Source organism: Bacillus sp. BB081 (assembly GCF_008368895.1).
Lineage (GTDB): Bacteria > Bacillota > Bacilli > Bacillales > Bacillaceae_G > Bacillus_A > Bacillus_A wiedmannii.
In genome coordinates this window covers 1-16,819 of the sequence record NZ_QOZX01000006.1, presented here as the reverse complement: position 1 = coordinate 16,819, position 16,819 = coordinate 1, and the positions used below count along the sequence as shown (strand labels likewise).

The following is a 16,819-nucleotide window of genomic DNA, read 5'->3' as shown; positions in this document are numbered from 1 at the left end:
CTTATTTGAGGCCCTTCACATTATTCGCATTAATTTCTAGCCCGTGTTTTTTTGCAACTTCAGCGATTCGTTCATAGCGACTTAACTTCTCTACTTCAGCCTGTAACTCTTGATTTTCTTTTTGCTGCTGTACAATTTTTTGTTCTATCGTCGCTGCTTCTACATTAACTTGATAAAGGCCTGCTTTATTTCCAATAAACGCTACACAGGCATACAATAAAAAGCCAATAAATGCTACATACAACAGTTTTTCGATTCTTGTAATCTTCGCTTTAGCTTTTGGCTGAACCATCTGCTGTGGGGGCGTTTGAATCTGTATCTCTTCTTGCGCTTGTTGTTTGTACTTTACAGCTAAGTTACTCATACCTCTCTCCCCTTTTTATCGTTTTTCAGCGATTCTCAATTTCGCAGAACGCGCTCGATTATTTTCTTCTAACTCTATATCAGAAGGTAAAATCGGTTTTCTTGTAATAAGTTTTAATTTCGGCTTAAATTCATCAGGAATAATTGGTAATCCTGGTGGCAATTGTGGCGTTGTACTATTTCGCTTAAACGTCGTTTTACAAATACGGTCTTCTAAAGAATGGAATGTTATAACACTAACTCTTCCACCTGGCTTGACCATGTCAATTGCAGATTCCAACGCTTCTTCAAATACTTTCAATTCATCATTTACAGCAATACGGATTGCTTGGAACACTCGCTTCGCAGGATGTCCACCCGTTCTACGAGCAGGAGCTGGAATACCCTCTTTAATTAGTTCTACTAATTCTCCTGTCGTTTCAATAGCTTTATTCTCACGATACGCCTCAATTTTCCTTACTATTTGTTTTGAAAATTTCTCTTCACCATACTGGAAGAAAATTCTTACAAGTTGTTCATATGACCAGCTATTTACAACATCATATGCTGTTAATGGGGCATCTTGATCCATCCGCATATCTAACGGTGCATCATGATGATAACTAAAGCCACGCTCTGGTGTATCTAATTGTGGGGATGAAACACCTAAATCAAATAAAATACCGTCTACTTCTGTTATACCTAATTCCTGTAGTTTTTCAGATAAATAACGGAAATTACTTTTTACTGTTATGAACTGCTCACCGTATGAAGAGAATTTTTCTTTCGCATTTTGAATCGCTATCTCATCTTGATCAAACGCGATTAATCTTCCACCTTCAGTTAATTGGGATAATAAATAAGAACTATGTCCTCCTCCCCCCAGTGTACAATCTACATATGTACCATCTGGCTTTATATCTAAGCCGTCTACTGTTTCCTTCAAAAGCACTGTTACATGTTTAAACATTGTTGCACCTACTCTTTTTCCAATTAATTATGTTGAATGCATCTCCTCCCCCAAACGCATATTTCACGATTAGAGAACGAAATACTATGAAAGAACGACTCATTTAACTTGCCTACAAAGGCAGCATACTATACAAATCGCTATTTTCTTTTATTATATACTAAATTTTATCATCTTTTGCGGGAATTTAAATAAAAAACTGTCGAAAAAGATGATAATACGTTTACATTTTGTGCTATTTTGTCATATATTTAAGTATCCTGCATAATTACGATATTCACTGTTTTTAAATTAATAATTCAGAAAAAATTCACTTCACAGTAAATTCAACAGAACAAAAATAAAATCCTGCTCCTAAGAGCAAGATTCTATAGTTTTATAACATGATGTTTTCCGTCCCAAGAAAACGGTTTTTCCATTACACGATCAACGAAATCCAAACCGAACTGATTTAAATAGTAACATACATTCCACACACGCTCTTGCGGCGCCCCTAATGGACGAAGTGCAAATTGTATGCGACGGAATTTATTTAGCTGTACTTCATGTTTTTTCTCAACATTTCTTTTCAACATTCTTTCCAACAGTTCAATTTGTTCATTAATTTTGAATTCATTTTTCCCTGCAAACGCACTTAATCCAGGATCTATTTTCTTCACAAACTGTTGTAATGACGTATGGATATCAATTATTTCTTTTTTCGCCTCTACAAATCGATCATCTATCGGTTCCTCTATTTGATTAGATAACCAGTCTTCACGCAACTTATCTACGTTATTTAAAAACGGATCACTGTCTTGCAATTGCAAATCGTATAAATCTGTCGCTATATCCCTCTCTACATAAGTGATTGTAATACGCGGAACGACAGGCGGCATTTGGAAACCAATCGTATGGAAAACTTGTTGCAATTCACTCCAGTAAGCTAATTCCCCTGGTCCTCCAATAAACGCAAGCGTAGGAAATAGATACTCTTGCATAAGAGGGCGCGTTACAACATTATTACTAAAGCGTTCCGGACTTCTTTCCATCTCTTCCATCAATTCCTCATATGAAAAGGAATACGCTCCATCCTTCCCTACAAACTTCCCTTGATCGTCTTCAAGTAATACTCGCTCATTATCAATTTCCATGAATATATGTACTGCATTATACTTTGTTTCAATAATTGGTTTATATCCTAATTCTTTAATTACTTCCTGTTGGTTATGAAGCCCCTCTTGCACTTCTTTATACTTACCTATAATTCGCTTGAAAAACGGCACTTCTAATTTTCTTAATTCAGGATGATGCGAATCAACAAGAATTAAACCAGAATTAACGAACATTTTCATAATAAGATGGGCAAAGAAATCTACATACGTATTCGATTTCCCCAAAGAATCATCAATAAATTGCAGTACATCCTTTGTAAAATTCGTTTCAGGGTATGTTTTGAAAATTTCTTCAATCCACTTTCTACAGTCTTCCAAAGAAAGCTCGGACTCTGAAGCACTCGCCACTTTCGGATTACGGTCATGAAAAATAGTCTTTTTTATTTTTTTATTCTTCGTTACAAAAGTATGATTAATTTCATCCATATCATGGTCTTCACCAGCAATCCAGAAAACAGGAACGACTTTAACACCTAAACTTTCTTCCTTTTCCCTCGCAAGCTGTAAAACTGAAATAATTTTATGAATTGTATAAAGTGGTCCAGTTAATAACCCAGCTTGTTGTCCAGCTATAACAACATATGTATTTTCATCTCCAAGCGCTTTTACATTTTGAATCGTAGCTTCTCCCGCTTGTAATTTTGTATTATATTCTAATAAATGCGCTACTAAATCTTGGCGGAAAAACTCCCTCTCACACAAATCATGTACACGCTGTTTAAAAGCATCTTCTGTTAACATATAGTCAAAACACGACTGTATCTCTTTTTTACCGTTCATATAGTCCGCTACAACACCTTGTTGCGGAACAGAGATTTCTTTTATCTCCATATAATTCTTCCTTTCGTATCCTGTTCTCTCACCAATCCACATTGTAGTCAATGTTGCACGTAAAAGCAAAGAATTACACTTATTCTTTTTCTTCTAATCCTTTTATTGCATCGAACAAAAATTGCAGTGTCGGAACAGATCGTTGCTGTTTCTTAGCTTCTTCTATTACATATCCAACAATCGCACCGATTTCCGTTTGTCTATTTGCCCTTACATCTGCCAGCATAGATGATGTATTACGAGACGTTCTTTCACATACGCGATGTACCATTTTCCATACCATTTCTTTTTCTTCTTTAACAAGAAAAACGACTTCCTGAAAAACTTGCTCCATCAATCGATAAAAAAACGGGTTCGTAATCAACTCTCCGTTCTGGACTTGTAATAATGCTGTCAATGGATTGATACATACATTAACTACTAATTTTTTGTGCATGACATCCTTCCAATCATCTTCTATTTGAATCGGAAAATGAGGAAATGGAAAGCAATTAAATATTTTTTTAAAATGTATAGACTGGCCGTGCACGATTCCAAACTTCGTTACACCTATCCCCGTATGATAAACGATATGTCTTTCTTCTTTTTTTGCACCATGCTCTACAATCCCAACCGCAATATTTTTATTCCTTATTTGCTGCATAGCATGAAGGTGCGACATTCCGTTTTGCAAAAAGATTAATGAGGATTCCCCTCGCACAAAAGGTAGTATGTCAGTTATATGATATTGCTTAACAGCAATAAATATATAGTCTAGCTTCTGGTCTAGCATACTTTCTATTGGTAAAACAGGTGGGAATACGGTTTCACGTTTTTCCTCCCTCATACAAGTTACACCCGTTCTATTCAATTCCTCAGCCTGTTTAGCTGTCCTTGTAAACAACGTAACATCTTGATTACTTTTTTGTAAATAAAATGCATATAACAGACCGATAGCTCCTGGTCCCACAACTCCGATTTTCATTTTCACACAAGGAACTCATATAAATACGTTACACAAGTCCCTTTCCCTCCCCCTTTTTATCCCGCAAACGCCTGATTGGTGCGGAATCATAATTAACTAAAGGTGAACAAATCCCATCGATTACAGTTTCACTTTACCTTTCTCAATTCCATGAACATAGTTTACAATTTCATTGCTCTTTAACAAACAAATGCAACCTCTACTTTCAATATGTATATACTACCTATTAATATGCTTCTACTCTTAGTTTAGCAAATCCTCAAAAAAATAATAAAAGAAATATACTATCTTCTTCATAAAAATAAAAAAATGAGTTATAATATTATTATAAATATTTTTACTTTTCTGCATTCAACGAGACAAGAAAAGGATGTGATGTTATGGGATTCCCAAAAGTTGAGCGCTTGCTCATCAATTATAAAACATTAGACGAATTTAAAAAATTTAAAGGTTGCGGAGCTCAAGAACTATCCATGTTAGAAGAATTACAGGCAAACATTATTGAAAACGATAGTGAATCTCCATTTTACGGTATTTATTATGGCGGATCACTAATTGCACGTATGAGTCTATATATGAAAAGGCACGGCGGGGAACCATTCGAAATTACAGGTACTTACCTAGAACTCTATAAACTTGAAGTGTTACCAACTTTCCAAAAACAAGGATTCGGAGAAATGCTTGTAAATTATGCGAAGGGGCTACAGTTCCCAATTAAAACGATCGCACGTATCCATTCAGCTGGTTTTTGGGATAAATTAAATTTCCAGCCTGTATCAGTACCTGATGGTGATTTTTATGTTTGGAACCCAGAAACAAATTTGAATACGGTTACAAACGAAGAGTCTGCATAAGAAATAAAAAAACAGCTACATAGCAGCTGTTTTTTTATTTCTTTAACTTTTCTAATTTCCCATTCGAACGAGCGCTATTTCTTTCCGCTACCATTACACTTCTTTTTTGGTCGATATAATCAAGCAATGTTCTATACTCTTCCTCATATACTGATAATCGCTCCAAAAGACTCTCTCTCTCTGTTTGTAACGATTCAATTTGCTGTTGCAACACCATTAAAGAGTTTTCATCTTTATAATTTTGCAAGAAATCAATAACATCATTCAATGTAATTGACGTATGCTCTACTACCTTTGTCTCTTTTACTTCATAATTTTCTACTTTACGTAGTTGCTTCGCTTCTTCAATACGTTCTTTGTATTGCTTTCTAACGTAAGAATTCCATCTAAAGCCACATGCTGCTGGTGTACGAGATAAATGTCTTCCCACTTCTTTAAAGGCAGATAATTGCGTTCCACCTTCTCGAATATGCCGGAGTACTACTTCTGCCAGAAGCAAATCTTCATCATCAGTCCAAGCATCTTGTCTTGTTGTCGCCATCTCTCTAGTCCTCCCTATGCATTTTTTATTAAGCATATGCAGTTACTAGAAAAGATAGAATACAACAAATAAAGAATAAGACAAAAAAAATAAACGCAGAAGATATCTTCTACGTTTATTTTCCCGCAATTACTTGCTGATTACTTCTTTACCTTTGTAAGTACCGCATGCTTTACATACACGGTGAGCTAATTTCGCTTCACCACAGCTTGGGCACTCTACCATACCAGGTACTGATAATTTGAAATGCGTACGACGCTTTCTTTTTACTGTTTTAGAAGTTCTTCTAAAAGGTACAGCCATTCTTCCCACCTCCTTAAAAGAAATAGTTATTTTCATATGAAGGCCTAAACCAGTCTTCCGATTATTTGTCAAAAAACTTTGCAAGTCCTGCTAATCGTGGATCAACAGTCTTTTCTTTGTTTTCTTCCGAAATCACTTGCCAGTCTTGACCTTGCATCGGTGCTCCACCAGAAACATCATCACTGAAAATTTGCATTGGAATCTCCAAAAGTATATTTTCCTTGATTACGGGCAGTAAGTCAAGTACTTCTCCTTCTAAACAATGAATTTCAGCTTCAGTTTCAAATTCTTCTTGTGAAGTTTGGAACACCTCAGTTGTTTTAATGTCAAATGGTAATGTCACATCTACTAAAGAGCGAGAACATGGTAAAACCATGCTTCCAGTTATATGTAGATGGAACGTAAACTTACCGGAGCCAAAATCAACTCTTCCTGTTACATGAGCAGGATTAATTTCACGAATATCTTTCTCGACCTCTTGTAGCTCACTTACATCTACCATCTCATCCAATGTCAATCCTTTATTTCTCAATTTATTCAATTGATGGATGGACCATTTCATATCATATCACCTCAAGGCAACAAACAAAATTATAGCTAGCCATTTTATATTTGTCAATGTTTTTTCTTTACACTATAATGAAGTCATCATAGTAAATAATATATAGAGTATCACGTTTTTGAAAAAGATGCTACATCGAAAGGAGAGATTACCATAAAAGCCAGTGGTATTGTTGTTGAATATAACCCTTTTCATAACGGTCATGATTATCATGTGCAACAAACAAAAAAGTTAACACACGCCGATATTACAATCGCTGTTATGAGTGGCCCTTTTTTACAGCGTGGTGAGCCAGCACTCATATCCAAATGGTATCGTACCAAAATGGCCTTATCATGCGGTGTAGACCTTGTTGTAGAGCTTCCATACGCCTTCTCAACACAAAAGGCTGAAACCTTTGCAAATGGCGCTATTTCTATTTTAAACGCCCTGCGTGTTTCTGAAATTTGTTTCGGTAGTGAAGATGGGCAGATTGAAAATTTTCATAACACCATCTCTGTGCAAAAAAATGAAGAAGATACTTTTAATCATCTTGTAAAGCAATTTATGAATGCAGGTAACAGTTACGCAAAAGCTACATCTGAAGCCTTCCTACACATTTTACCATCCGAAAAAAACATAGACATGTCACAACCGAATAACATATTAGGATTCCAATACATGAAATCAATTTTCTTACAAAATAGTTCTATGCAAGCACAAACGATAAAAAGATTCGCATCTCATTATCATGATGAAACATTTAGCGACCAACATATTGCAAGCGCAACTAGTATTCGTAAACAACTTTTTAGCGAAAATAGTTCTTTTACAGAAATTGAGCCTTTTATCCCAAAAGCGACTGCTTCTCTTTTAGCAAGTTACAAACAAAACTACGGGATATTACATAATTGGGAACAATACTTTTCATTTTTCAAATACAAACTCATGACGATGTCTCCAGAAGACTTACGACATATATATGAAATAGAAGAAGGTTTAGAGCATCGTATTTTATCAAAAATACAAAACAGTTCCTCCTTCCATTCATTCATGGAAGCATTAAAAACGAAACGTTATACATGGACTAGATTACAAAGAGCTTGTACACACATTTTAACAAATACAACAAAAGAAGAAATACATAGCGCAAATATAGAGCAGCATGCACCGTACATTCGTCTACTAGGCATGTCACAAAAAGGACAAACTTACCTTTCAAAAAACAAGAAAAAAATAGAACTTCCTATCCTTACCCATACAAAAACATTTGACCATCCTACTTTACATATAGAGCGAAAAGCCAATTCTGTATATTTCTCCATCATGCAAGAACCATTACGAACACAACTACTAAAACAAGATGCAACACACCATCCAATTCGTTATGATGAAACAACTGCAAAATTTCTATAAAAAAACCTCTCTTTTTCAGAGAGGTTTATTTTTTCTCGCCCATTTTTTCCAAATACAGCAATGCATCATCCAGCGTATCAACTGGTACAACTTTCATTTTTGTTTTAATATCTTTCGCAGCCTCAAGCGCATCTTTATAATTCGATTTCTCCGCACCTTTTTCATTTGGCGCAAAGAACACTTCAGCACCAGCATCACTTGCAGCAACCACTTTTTGCTGAATACCACCAATCGGGCCAATTTCTCCCTTTTCATTTATCGTCCCTGTTCCAGCTATTTCATGCCCTCTTGTTAAATCATCTTCCACAAGTTGATTATATATTTCTAATGTAAACATTAGGCCTGCCGATGGTCCGCCTATTTCATGAGAATCAATTTTCACTTTCGGATCTACCACTAATTCTCTTTCAGTAACGATAGAAACCCCTATACCAACACGCCCATTTCCATTCGGAATGGTCTTTACATTTAAATTTTCTTTTAACTGTTTTCCATTTCTCTTGTACTCAATATTTACTGCTTCCCCTTCTTTTTTCCCTGTCATATATTCAATAAATTGCTCCGTCTTTTCAAATGTTTTTCCGTCGACAGCTATGATGACATCTCCAAGCTTAAGCTTTCCTTCTGACGGCATCCCTTTCGCTACTCCTGCAACCAATACACCTTTATTTTCAAAAGAAACAGTACGGTTTGCACGTTTATACGCATTATAGATTGCTGCATTTTGCGAATCTTTCATCGCATAATTTTGGCGAAATTGATATTCTTCATCACTCTCACCTTTTTGCAATATTTCTTCCGCTTTCGAAATATGTGTATATTTATTAAACTGTGCTGCTATTAAATTCACCACATTTGCTGGTCCCATTGAAACCGTAACAAGCATAAAATCACCGGATTCTTTCGTTCCACCCTCAACTTGAACGTAAGGCTCTAATTTGGCCGCCATTCCTGGTTTTGTTACATAGTATGGTAAACGTACGTAAACAAGTAACATCGCCAATATAACCCCTATTAAAATTGCATATATAAACCGAAAACGCTTAAACATTATGTTTCTCCTTCCACTGCTCAATTAATAAATAAATATTTGCAACATGTTTTTCCGCCTCTACTTCTCCAACTCGAATAATGTCTTCAATGTTTGTAAAAGCACGTGAACTAAATTGTTCTACAGCTGGTCGCATCATTAAATCCGATGCAATTTGTCGATTCATCACCAGCTCATGTTGCATAATTTCAATACTCTGCATAATTACATCATAAATAGACGTAACCTCTCCATTCACTTTAATCGGCGATACATCAACAGCAATAACAATATCGGCACCTAACTCTTTCACAACCGATACTGGAATGCGATCAATCACTCCGCCATCCACCAATAATCGTCCATCTATTTTTTCTGGTACAAACACTCCAGGTACAGATATGCTAGCTCTCACAGCCTCTGCAACAGGACCACTTGTAAAAACTACTTTTTCCCCCTTCAAGATGTCAGTAGCCACAACAGCCGTCGGGATATCTAACTCTTCTAAATTTTTATTATATGTAAACATTTTAATCATATCTTTGACACGTTTTCCAGCAATAAATCCCATTTTCGGAACTGTAAAATCTAAATAATATTTCCTCTTAAAAACATTTGCCAGTTTATACAACCTTTCAACGTTTGAGCTAGCTGCATAAAACGTACCTACTAAAGCCCCCATACTACTTCCTGCAATCATATGAATCGGTATACCATTTTCTCTTAAAACTTTTATAACACCAATATGCGCAAACCCTTTTGCGCCCCCAGATCCAAGAGCTAAACCAATTTTCGGTTCTTTCATTTTTCTCACCCTTTAATTTTTTTCATTCCTTTTTCATACTTATGGTCTAAATACACTACATATCTACGTATACTGAAATGAACGTTTTTTGGGACAAAGGGGGATTTACTTACATGTATGAAAAATGGAAAACGGCTTTTCTTACCATATCAACACTGTTTTTAACCTTTTCTCTTGTACTTCACCCCCAAGCTGCTTTGCAAGCTTCCATTCGAGGGTTAAATATATGGTGGGAAGTTGTATTCCCTTCACTTTTACCGTTTTTCATCATTGCGGAACTTCTAATTAGTATTGGTGTTGTAAAATTTATAGGTGTTATATTAGAACCACTCATGCGACCACTTTTTCGCGTTCCAGGGATAGGCGGATTTGTTTGGGCAATGGGAATGGCTTCTGGATTCCCTGCTGGCGCCAAATTAAGCGCTAGACTACGTAAAAGTAATCAGCTAACACAAATCGAAGCAGAACGCCTCGTATCTTTTACAAACTCATCTAATCCACTTTTTATTTTTGGAGCTGTTTCTATCGGTTTTTTCAATAATCCAAAATTAGGAATCGTATTAGCTGCTGCACATTATTTAAGTAACTTTGCCGTCGGGTTATTGATGCGTTTTTACGGCAATAACAATATTTCCACGAAGGATCAACATCCTACTAAAAAACGTCCTTTTCAAAACCCTTTTTCAGTCCTACACGAGACGCGCATGCAAGAGAAAAGACCATTAGGAAAATTACTTGGGGACGCTATCGTTTCTTCTATTCAAACGTTACTTATGATTGGTGGATTTATTATTTTATTCTCTGTTTTAAATAAAATGATTACTGTATTTCATATTACAGCAGCACTTTCTTTTATTATGCAACATATTTTATCATTCTTCCAATTAACTACAGAATTTAGTATTCCAATCTTATCAGGCATTTTTGAAATGACACTCGGTAGCCAAATGATTAGTCAAATAAATGAAACACCCCTCCTGCAGCAAGCTATGGTAACAAGCTTTATTTTAGCGTTTAGCGGCCTTTCTATTCAGGCACAAGTTGCTAGCATATTAGCTGAAACAGACATCCGATTTAAGCCCTATTTTTTCGCACGAATTATCCAAAGTATTCTGGCTCCTATTTTTACTTTTATATTTTGGAAACCATTTTATGAAAAAGTAAGCTCTTTTTCACCTATGCAAAAAGATATCCCCGTATTTTTATCGAATCATTCTTCTATACTGCAAGAAATTTGGACATCTTTTGTACACTATGGACCGATCTTTACTTTATTTTGTTTATATGTATATGTTATCTTATTATTTTTTCGTAGCAACAAAGAAAAACCCCGTTCACTTTAACGGGGTTTGAAACTTTTCTTTTAAAGCACGTTCTACAACAGGAGGTACAAGATCTACTACGCTTCCTCCATATCTCGCAACTTCTTTTACAATGCTCGAGCTTAAAAATGAATATTGGTTATTTGTCATAATAAAAAAGGTTTCAATACTTTCATCTAATTTTCGATTCATAGAAGTAATTTGCATCTCATATTCAAAATCAGAAACCGCTCGTAACCCACGCAAAATCGCGTTTGCATTACGCATTTTCGCATACTCCACTAGTAGTCCACTATGTGAATCTACTTTTACATTCGGGATATCCTTTGTTGCTTCTCGAATTAAATCTAAGCGCTCTTCAACTGAAAAGAACGGTTTTTTTGACGAGTTGTTTAAAACTACTACGTATACCTCATCAAATACTTTTGCTCCCCTTTTAATAATATCCAGATGCCCAAGGGTAATTGGATCAAAACTTCCCGAAGAAATAGCTATACTAGTCATTCCGTCCCCTCACCTTCATACTTATAAATCGATATTGCTGTAATCCCATAATTTTCAGCTCTTACTTTTACAAGACTCCCTATAGAATCAGGTAAAACTACATCATTACCATGCTCTGACATAATTAATCCATCTCTATGTAGCAATCCATGTTGATCCATCACACTAATTAAAGATACAATTTTTTGATCTTTATATGGAGGATCAATTAATATAAGATCGAATGATATTTCACGTTTTATAAGAGCCTTTACCGCACGTTCTGCATCATTTCGATATACTTCAGCTTGTTCCTGTATTCGACAACTTTCTAAATTTTGATGGATTACTTTTATCGCTTTATTATCTCGATCAACAAAAATTGCTTTATCAATCCCTCTACTTATAGCCTCGATTCCAAGACCACCACTACCGCCAAATAAATCAAGAGCGATACCACCATCAAAATAAGGACCTATCATATTAAAGATTGATTCTTTTACTTTATCTGTCGTTGGACGTGTTGTATTACCTGGCACCGCTTTTAGTGGATGCCCTTTACATTTTCCTGAAACTACTCTCATCTGTTGTCACTACCTTTATTTCAATCTATCGAGCAATTATAGAAAACCTTTCTCCATTCGGTAACCGCTACCAAACTATACTATTCCATGAAATTTTCCATTCATTTCTCAACGAACAATAGGAGAACTTTGGCTTAAAATAACCGCTCTGCATTTTTATGTATTCATCTCACTATGCGCTAACACGAACCCATTATGTATATTCGTTTCACTTTATCTTTTTTATCCTATCATAAAATAAAAAAAAGAAAAATAAAAAGCCAAACATAAAATTTAATTTCATGATGTATATCTTCATTTAGATTGGACATAAATAATTATAACAACATCACCTTCGATGTTGTTGCCAACCGCGGAGAAGACTTACGTTTCCCCATAAGTTCTTCCTCCGGTTTCTCCTCTCCCTTTGCCTTCTTACTAGTACATGCTAGTATAAGAAGGGCCCTGCTTTGCAGGGTTTTTTTTCTTTGTCTACTTTTCATTTAAAAAGTGAGATGGTACAGTAAATAAAAGAAAGAGGAGGAAAAAATATGATTCAACGCTTTATAGAACTCGGAGAAGGCTACTCTGATTTATATGAATTACTTGAAATTGCCAAAGCAAATCAAGAACGTATAACACATATGTTACAATTTGAAACGATTAAAAATGAAAAAAAAGTGTGCTCACTTGTTGTAATATTAAAACCAACTACTACTGGTGATTTCCAACCATTATACATATGTCGTGAAGGCATTCCTGTACTTGAAAATAAAAAAAGTAAACGCGTCATTTTATTTGAAGAAACGGCAGAACAACTAGGAAGAAAAGTGACTACCTTTACGGTAAAACCATCCACAACTTTCCCAGAAAAAGAACTGTTTTTCAATCATTTAATTGGTATTTTACGAATGAATAATTTCATTCCTCCAATGAAATAAAGTGTTATTTCAAGTAAAAAAATCCCCTACTAAAATTAGCAGGGGATTTTTTCTATTAACTATAATCGTATTCTTTTGCCCGATCAGGACGTGAATTTTCAAATTCCGTTTTTAAATACGGGCGGTACGACTGTTCTATCTTCTTCACAAAAGGAAGTTTGTTCAACTTTTGCATCATATGCTCAATTTGTTCCATATCACAATATACTACTGCGTATTTTAAGCGTTTTGATATGTAATGTATGTTACCATATTTCCTTAAAATCTTGGCATGTTTCAATGAATGTAAATAAACAATCATACTTTGTCGTTGCCCGAACATAATCTTCTCCATCTTCTCCTTTTAAAAACATATATTTTATATTTTATGAAAACCAATCAGAAATTTATGACATTACAGGACAAACTCTGTATACGTTTTCTTCTATCTTCTAAAAAACGGGGTAATTTACCCCGTTTTACAGCCACAACCTCCGCCGGTACCACAACCGCCACCACAGCCACCAGCATCAAAAAATGGATTTCCTGTTGGAACTTTGATGGAAGAAGACACCTCAGAACCGATTGCTACACTAACTTCATCTAACAACTTTTGCAAAGCTGTTTCTACTCGTTTAAAAGCTGCAACCTTATCATGTAAGTCTACAGAACGCTTTAACTCCCTCATTTTCGTCGAAACGAAAGTATAATCAGGATGGTATTTACCGAAACGTTGCACTTCTTCATATCGTTCTTTCATCGCTGTAAATTGCTGAATTAACGTCTGAACTTCCATATCTTCATGCAATTCTTTATAACACTTACGATAGTCTTCTGCTATATCTGAACAGATAATCGCTTTTGCAAGCTGCTCTGCCTTATCTAATATCAATACGCTTTCCAGCGTCGCTACAATCATGAGAGACACCTCCGAGTATTCATCATACCACATTTAGAATAGAACTACTAATTGAAGTGTCTCACTAAACAGAAAGATATCACTCTAACTATTTTCCGTATAACCCTAGCACATACTTATACATTAATATGTTCCGCAATATTATATTTCAGAACATCCCATTTCCCACTATTTTCTTTCACATAACTAATACATGCATTTTTTAATGGTGTCTTAAAGGAAATATCTTCCGGTGCAATTGCATGTAAAATTGCTTTTATCGCATGTGAATGAGCTACAATGATAATACGTTTGCCAGAATGAGTTTCTGCAACATCTTTTATAGCAGCAAAGCAACGAGTTACAATCTCGTCATCTTGCTCCATACCTTCTACTTTACCTTCTGCAATTAGCTCCCTAACAGTCGCAACCGGCTTCCCAGAAGCTTCCCCAAAATTACGTTCAACAAATCGCTCATCTAATAAAATCGATTGCAATCCTGCAGCCCCTGCAATTTCCTTAGCTGTTTCGTGCGCTCTAATTAATGGGCTACTTATAATTACATCCCATGCTTCCGCTTGCAAAGCAACTGCACTTTGACTTGCTTGCTTCTTTCCCACTTCATTAAGTGGAATATCTTCACGTCCCTGAATAATCTCTTGAAAATTCCAATCAGTTTGTCCATGTCGTACTAAACAAATTTCCGTCATGCTCATGCTGCAACTCCTTTTTAAATAATCCGCTTCTATTGTATCAAAAGTTCTGCATGACGGACATAGTTTTCCCTTCCAATTATGTTGTATTTTGCTGCTTCATATACTGAAACATATCGATCATAATGGAGGCAACTGCCAATTGGTTTTGAAATTTCTCAACTTTATCTGGTATCGTTTTTTTGAAATGCTGCATAGCCGCTAACTCAAATGCCTCTTTTTCTTCAGGGTTTCGCGTTAGTTTTCTATACCAGTACGGTTGCTCCCTAATATAGCGAGATAAATCCTCATCAGCCTTTATAAACTCCATAATTTCTGCTCTCATCCGCTTTCCCCCTAATCCTTCTGAAAGAAAAATGGATTATTTTCGGAAGTACTTTCTTCTTGCCGCGCGGGCTTCCCTTGAAATTGTTGAAAAACTTGTTGCACACTACCAATAGCACTCGTCACATTAGCTAAATGGTGTTGCATCTGTTCCACATCTAGCTTTTTAAAGAAAGAAAGCATTTGTCCCATCACATCAGCAGTTTTTTCCTCTTCAGTTCGATTATCTTTTTCTTTTTCTTTTTCTTTTTCTTTTTCTTGTTTATTTTCTTTTACCGAAGAAAAAGCTGGTGCTCCATCAGGCCTAAAAGTTGCCCATATCGGATCTTCTTCACCAAGTAAGTACCATTCTTCATAAAACTGTTGCCAAGTTTTGTGACCACTTCTAACCTCATGAACCATTTTAGGGTGATGGTTTACAAACTCTTTAAACTGTTGAACCGATGGATGTAACGGCCCTTTTGTTGTTGGCATAATCCTCACCTCTTCATGTATATCTACTATATAGTAAGAAAAAAAAGGCACATGGTTCGCCTATTTTTAGACGATTCATGCACCTTTTTATCCTGCTATTTGCATACGGTAAGATTCCGACCTACACTTCAGTGAATACGAAGTACTTAAACGTGAGGTGTCCCCTACACAACTTAAAATTTCACTTTATTTTCGAATAAAGTTTTGTGTATAAAACTTATCGTATACCCCAACACCTAATCCTGTAAATTGTTCATTTAATACATTCTTTCTATGCCCTTCACTATTTAACCAACCTTGCACCGCCGCAATTCCATCACTATGTTGCGCCGCTATGTTCTCACCAGCAAGTTGAAACCCGACTTTCCCGCGCTGTAAACGATCTCCTAACGTACCTAGTGTAGGTGAATCGTGTGAAAAGTAATTATTATCCTTCATATCTTTACTATGCCCTATAGCCACCTCTGCTGTTTGTTGATCCCAAGCTAACAGCGGTAACTTATGGCGACTTCGAATAATATTTGTTAAATCAAAAATTTGTTGCATATTCCCATTCTCTATTTGTTTCATTTTATCTGGAGTCAATGGTTGTTCAGCTAGTAATTCACCCGAATAAACAAGCTGATACGGTCTTTGGCGTAATAACGTTTCATCATCCATATAACGAACACCAACAAGCTCATGTGTAAAATGATCAAAATATAATTGTGCCCAGCCATCTTCTACAGGTATTAATGGTTGTTCCATCACTTCCGTGTCAGATAACTCAAATTGATAACTATTTTTCCCTCTTTTTAACGAAATCTCATGCGAGAGTGGATTCTTTTTATACACTTCTTCATACTTTTCATTTATATAATAAGGCGGCACCTTAACTTGCTCACCAGCGACATACGCCGTTACAACTTTTCGTTCTGCAACTCCAAATTGCACATACTTAGTTAAATCTTGATTATATACCCACCATTCATATCCGTAAGCAGATGGCTCTATTCGAGATGGTTCGCCCCATTTTGCTAATAAATTTTCAGAGTCCCCACCAATCATATTTAAAACAGTATCGGAAGAGTCTTCATTTACTTGTTTTTTCTTTTTCACGATTTTATTTTCTTGCTTTGATTGAGATGGGGTTAATATATATTGTGAAACGAGTAATTTCCCGTATAAATCAACAGCTAAAATTAAAAATGTAATCATTACGATACGCAATAATTTCTTCAATCGATATACCTCCTGCACAAAACATAAAATTGAGATATACACAAATCCTTTTCTTTCCTTTTTTGTGTGTACCGTACTCTTTTCACTATATCATATTTTCGCAAAAAAAGTCTGGATTCTACCTTTTCTCTCAATATGAATTGCACTTTC

Annotated in this window: 21 protein-coding genes; 4 read left to right on the top strand and 17 right to left on the bottom strand. The window is 35.7% G+C overall.

Features of this window, described 5'->3' with window-relative positions; genetic code table 11:
• Position 1: 1 nt before the first annotated feature.
• The 4 genes from ftsL to panE form a co-directional block, all read right to left on the bottom strand.
• Complete coding sequence (ftsL, locus tag DN394_RS04005; RefSeq protein ID WP_000067079.1) at positions 2-364, bottom strand: cell division protein FtsL; 363 nt, start codon at positions 362-364, stop codon at positions 2-4.
• Positions 365-379: 15 nt separating this feature from the next.
• Positions 380-1,312: a 16S rRNA (cytosine(1402)-N(4))-methyltransferase RsmH gene (gene rsmH / locus DN394_RS04000; protein WP_000472509.1), complete on the bottom strand. Its 933-nt coding sequence runs from the start codon at positions 1,310-1,312 to the stop codon at positions 380-382.
• A gap of 368 nt (positions 1,313-1,680) precedes the next feature.
• Positions 1,681-3,297, bottom strand: coding sequence for a bacillithiol biosynthesis cysteine-adding enzyme BshC (gene bshC, locus DN394_RS03995; protein ID WP_097917864.1), 1,617 nt, complete (start codon positions 3,295-3,297; stop codon positions 1,681-1,683).
• Between the two features lie 79 nt (positions 3,298-3,376).
• Positions 3,377-4,267: a 2-dehydropantoate 2-reductase gene (panE, locus tag DN394_RS03990; RefSeq protein ID WP_149293638.1), complete on the bottom strand. Its 891-nt coding sequence runs from the start codon at positions 4,265-4,267 to the stop codon at positions 3,377-3,379.
• A gap of 374 nt (positions 4,268-4,641) precedes the next feature.
• Between panE and DN394_RS03985 the strand changes: the two genes are divergently transcribed.
• Positions 4,642-5,115, top strand: a complete 474-nt coding sequence (locus tag DN394_RS03985; RefSeq protein WP_000506689.1) for an N-acetyltransferase — start codon at positions 4,642-4,644, stop codon at positions 5,113-5,115.
• A gap of 34 nt (positions 5,116-5,149) precedes the next feature.
• Here the strand turns inward: DN394_RS03985 and DN394_RS03980 are convergent, their stop codons facing one another.
• The 3 genes from DN394_RS03980 to DN394_RS03970 form a co-directional block, all read right to left on the bottom strand.
• On the bottom strand, positions 5,150-5,656 hold the full coding sequence (locus DN394_RS03980) for an RsfA family transcriptional regulator (protein ID WP_046957422.1): 507 nt from the start codon (positions 5,654-5,656) through the stop codon (positions 5,150-5,152).
• Between the two features lie 129 nt (positions 5,657-5,785).
• A complete protein-coding gene (gene rpmF, locus DN394_RS03975) occupies positions 5,786-5,959 on the bottom strand; it encodes a 50S ribosomal protein L32 (RefSeq protein ID WP_001984764.1) in 174 nt (57 codons plus the stop codon).
• Between the two features lie 61 nt (positions 5,960-6,020).
• Complete coding sequence (locus tag DN394_RS03970) at positions 6,021-6,521, bottom strand: YceD family protein (protein ID WP_000872150.1); 501 nt, start codon at positions 6,519-6,521, stop codon at positions 6,021-6,023.
• 153 nt (positions 6,522-6,674) lie between these two features.
• Between DN394_RS03970 and DN394_RS03965 the strand changes: the two genes are divergently transcribed.
• Entirely contained in the window at positions 6,675-7,916 is a 1,242-nt protein-coding gene (locus tag DN394_RS03965; protein ID WP_164085692.1) for a nucleotidyltransferase, read from the top strand.
• A 25-nt stretch (positions 7,917-7,941) separates the two neighbouring features.
• On the opposite strand, the gene DN394_RS03960 is transcribed toward DN394_RS03965, so the two are convergent.
• Both DN394_RS03960 and DN394_RS03955 read right to left on the bottom strand, forming a co-directional pair.
• Positions 7,942-8,967, bottom strand: a complete 1,026-nt coding sequence (locus tag DN394_RS03960; RefSeq protein WP_000476312.1) for a SepM family pheromone-processing serine protease — start codon at positions 8,965-8,967, stop codon at positions 7,942-7,944.
• On the bottom strand, positions 8,960-9,751 hold the full coding sequence (locus tag DN394_RS03955) for a patatin-like phospholipase family protein (protein WP_000662602.1): 792 nt from the start codon (positions 9,749-9,751) through the stop codon (positions 8,960-8,962). Before DN394_RS03955 ends, DN394_RS03960 begins: the two co-directional genes overlap by 8 nt.
• 113 nt (positions 9,752-9,864) lie before the next feature.
• Between DN394_RS03955 and ylbJ the strand changes: the two genes are divergently transcribed.
• Positions 9,865-11,094 (top strand): sporulation integral membrane protein YlbJ, encoded by a 1,230-nt coding sequence (gene ylbJ, locus DN394_RS03950; RefSeq protein WP_000273093.1) that lies wholly within the window; start codon positions 9,865-9,867, stop codon positions 11,092-11,094.
• Here ylbJ and coaD read toward each other — a convergent pair.
• Both coaD and rsmD read right to left on the bottom strand, forming a co-directional pair.
• Positions 11,086-11,577: a pantetheine-phosphate adenylyltransferase gene (gene coaD / locus DN394_RS03945; RefSeq protein ID WP_016086539.1), complete on the bottom strand. Its 492-nt coding sequence runs from the start codon at positions 11,575-11,577 to the stop codon at positions 11,086-11,088. The two genes, ylbJ and coaD, sit on opposite strands and share 9 nt — an antisense overlap.
• Complete coding sequence (gene rsmD / locus DN394_RS03940) at positions 11,574-12,140, bottom strand: 16S rRNA (guanine(966)-N(2))-methyltransferase RsmD (protein WP_001266975.1); 567 nt, start codon at positions 12,138-12,140, stop codon at positions 11,574-11,576. Before rsmD ends, coaD begins: the two co-directional genes overlap by 4 nt.
• A gap of 530 nt (positions 12,141-12,670) precedes the next feature.
• Here rsmD and DN394_RS03935 point away from each other — a divergent pair.
• Positions 12,671-13,060 (top strand): DUF7147 family protein, encoded by a 390-nt coding sequence (locus tag DN394_RS03935; protein ID WP_000616012.1) that lies wholly within the window; start codon positions 12,671-12,673, stop codon positions 13,058-13,060.
• Between the two features lie 55 nt (positions 13,061-13,115).
• On the opposite strand, the gene DN394_RS03930 is transcribed toward DN394_RS03935, so the two are convergent.
• From DN394_RS03930 to DN394_RS03905, 6 genes are all read right to left on the bottom strand, one after another.
• Positions 13,116-13,382 carry a YlbG family protein gene (locus DN394_RS03930; RefSeq protein WP_002080814.1) on the bottom strand — a complete coding sequence of 89 codons (267 nt, stop codon included), beginning with the start codon at positions 13,380-13,382 and terminating at the stop codon, positions 13,116-13,118.
• 126 nt (positions 13,383-13,508) lie between these two features.
• Complete coding sequence (locus DN394_RS03925; protein ID WP_000634355.1) at positions 13,509-13,958, bottom strand: YlbF/YmcA family competence regulator; 450 nt, start codon at positions 13,956-13,958, stop codon at positions 13,509-13,511.
• A gap of 116 nt (positions 13,959-14,074) precedes the next feature.
• Positions 14,075-14,647 carry a histidine phosphatase family protein gene (locus DN394_RS03920; protein WP_002008391.1) on the bottom strand — a complete coding sequence of 191 codons (573 nt, stop codon included), beginning with the start codon at positions 14,645-14,647 and terminating at the stop codon, positions 14,075-14,077.
• Between the two features lie 82 nt (positions 14,648-14,729).
• Positions 14,730-14,975, bottom strand: coding sequence for a YlbE-like family protein (locus DN394_RS03915; protein WP_001200991.1), 246 nt, complete (start codon positions 14,973-14,975; stop codon positions 14,730-14,732).
• An 11-nt stretch (positions 14,976-14,986) separates the two neighbouring features.
• Positions 14,987-15,448, bottom strand: coding sequence for a YlbD family protein (gene ylbD / locus DN394_RS03910; RefSeq protein ID WP_098115132.1), 462 nt, complete (start codon positions 15,446-15,448; stop codon positions 14,987-14,989).
• A 186-nt stretch (positions 15,449-15,634) separates the two neighbouring features.
• Positions 15,635-16,669 (bottom strand): CAP domain-containing protein, encoded by a 1,035-nt coding sequence (locus tag DN394_RS03905; protein WP_000735384.1) that lies wholly within the window; start codon positions 16,667-16,669, stop codon positions 15,635-15,637.
• Between the last annotated feature and the right edge of the window lie 150 nt (positions 16,670-16,819).

Excerpts from the sequence above, each read along its gene's own strand:
- rsmD (WP_001266975.1), bottom strand. The coding sequence starts at position 12,140 with ATGAGAGTAGTTTCAGGAAAATGTAAAGGGCATCCACTAAAAGCGGTG.
- DN394_RS03970 (WP_000872150.1), bottom strand. The coding sequence starts at position 6,521 with ATGAAATGGTCCATCCATCAATTGAATAAATTGAGAAATAAAGGATTG.
- bshC (WP_097917864.1), bottom strand. The coding sequence starts at position 3,297 with ATGGAGATAAAAGAAATCTCTGTTCCGCAACAAGGTGTTGTAGCGGAC.
- DN394_RS03915 (WP_001200991.1), bottom strand. The coding sequence starts at position 14,975 with ATGAGAGCAGAAATTATGGAGTTTATAAAGGCTGATGAGGATTTATCT.
- DN394_RS03985 (WP_000506689.1), top strand. The coding sequence starts at position 4,642 with ATGGGATTCCCAAAAGTTGAGCGCTTGCTCATCAATTATAAAACATTA.
- rpmF (WP_001984764.1), bottom strand. The coding sequence starts at position 5,959 with ATGGCTGTACCTTTTAGAAGAACTTCTAAAACAGTAAAAAGAAAGCGT.
- DN394_RS03980 (WP_046957422.1), bottom strand. The coding sequence starts at position 5,656 with ATGGCGACAACAAGACAAGATGCTTGGACTGATGATGAAGATTTGCTT.
- DN394_RS03930 (WP_002080814.1), bottom strand. The coding sequence starts at position 13,382 with ATGTTCGGGCAACGACAAAGTATGATTGTTTATTTACATTCATTGAAA.
- DN394_RS03925 (WP_000634355.1), bottom strand. The coding sequence starts at position 13,958 with ATGATTGTAGCGACGCTGGAAAGCGTATTGATATTAGATAAGGCAGAG.
- DN394_RS03960 (WP_000476312.1), bottom strand. The coding sequence starts at position 8,967 with ATGTTTAAGCGTTTTCGGTTTATATATGCAATTTTAATAGGGGTTATA.
- DN394_RS03955 (WP_000662602.1), bottom strand. The coding sequence starts at position 9,751 with ATGAAAGAACCGAAAATTGGTTTAGCTCTTGGATCTGGGGGCGCAAAA.
- DN394_RS03935 (WP_000616012.1), top strand. The coding sequence starts at position 12,671 with ATGATTCAACGCTTTATAGAACTCGGAGAAGGCTACTCTGATTTATAT.
- coaD (WP_016086539.1), bottom strand. The coding sequence starts at position 11,577 with ATGACTAGTATAGCTATTTCTTCGGGAAGTTTTGATCCAATTACCCTT.
- ylbJ (WP_000273093.1), top strand. The coding sequence starts at position 9,865 with ATGTATGAAAAATGGAAAACGGCTTTTCTTACCATATCAACACTGTTT.
- rsmH (WP_000472509.1), bottom strand. The coding sequence starts at position 1,312 with ATGTTTAAACATGTAACAGTGCTTTTGAAGGAAACAGTAGACGGCTTA.
- ftsL (WP_000067079.1), bottom strand. The coding sequence starts at position 364 with ATGAGTAACTTAGCTGTAAAGTACAAACAACAAGCGCAAGAAGAGATA.
- ylbD (WP_098115132.1), bottom strand. The coding sequence starts at position 15,448 with ATGCCAACAACAAAAGGGCCGTTACATCCATCGGTTCAACAGTTTAAA.
- DN394_RS03920 (WP_002008391.1), bottom strand. The coding sequence starts at position 14,647 with ATGACGGAAATTTGTTTAGTACGACATGGACAAACTGATTGGAATTTT.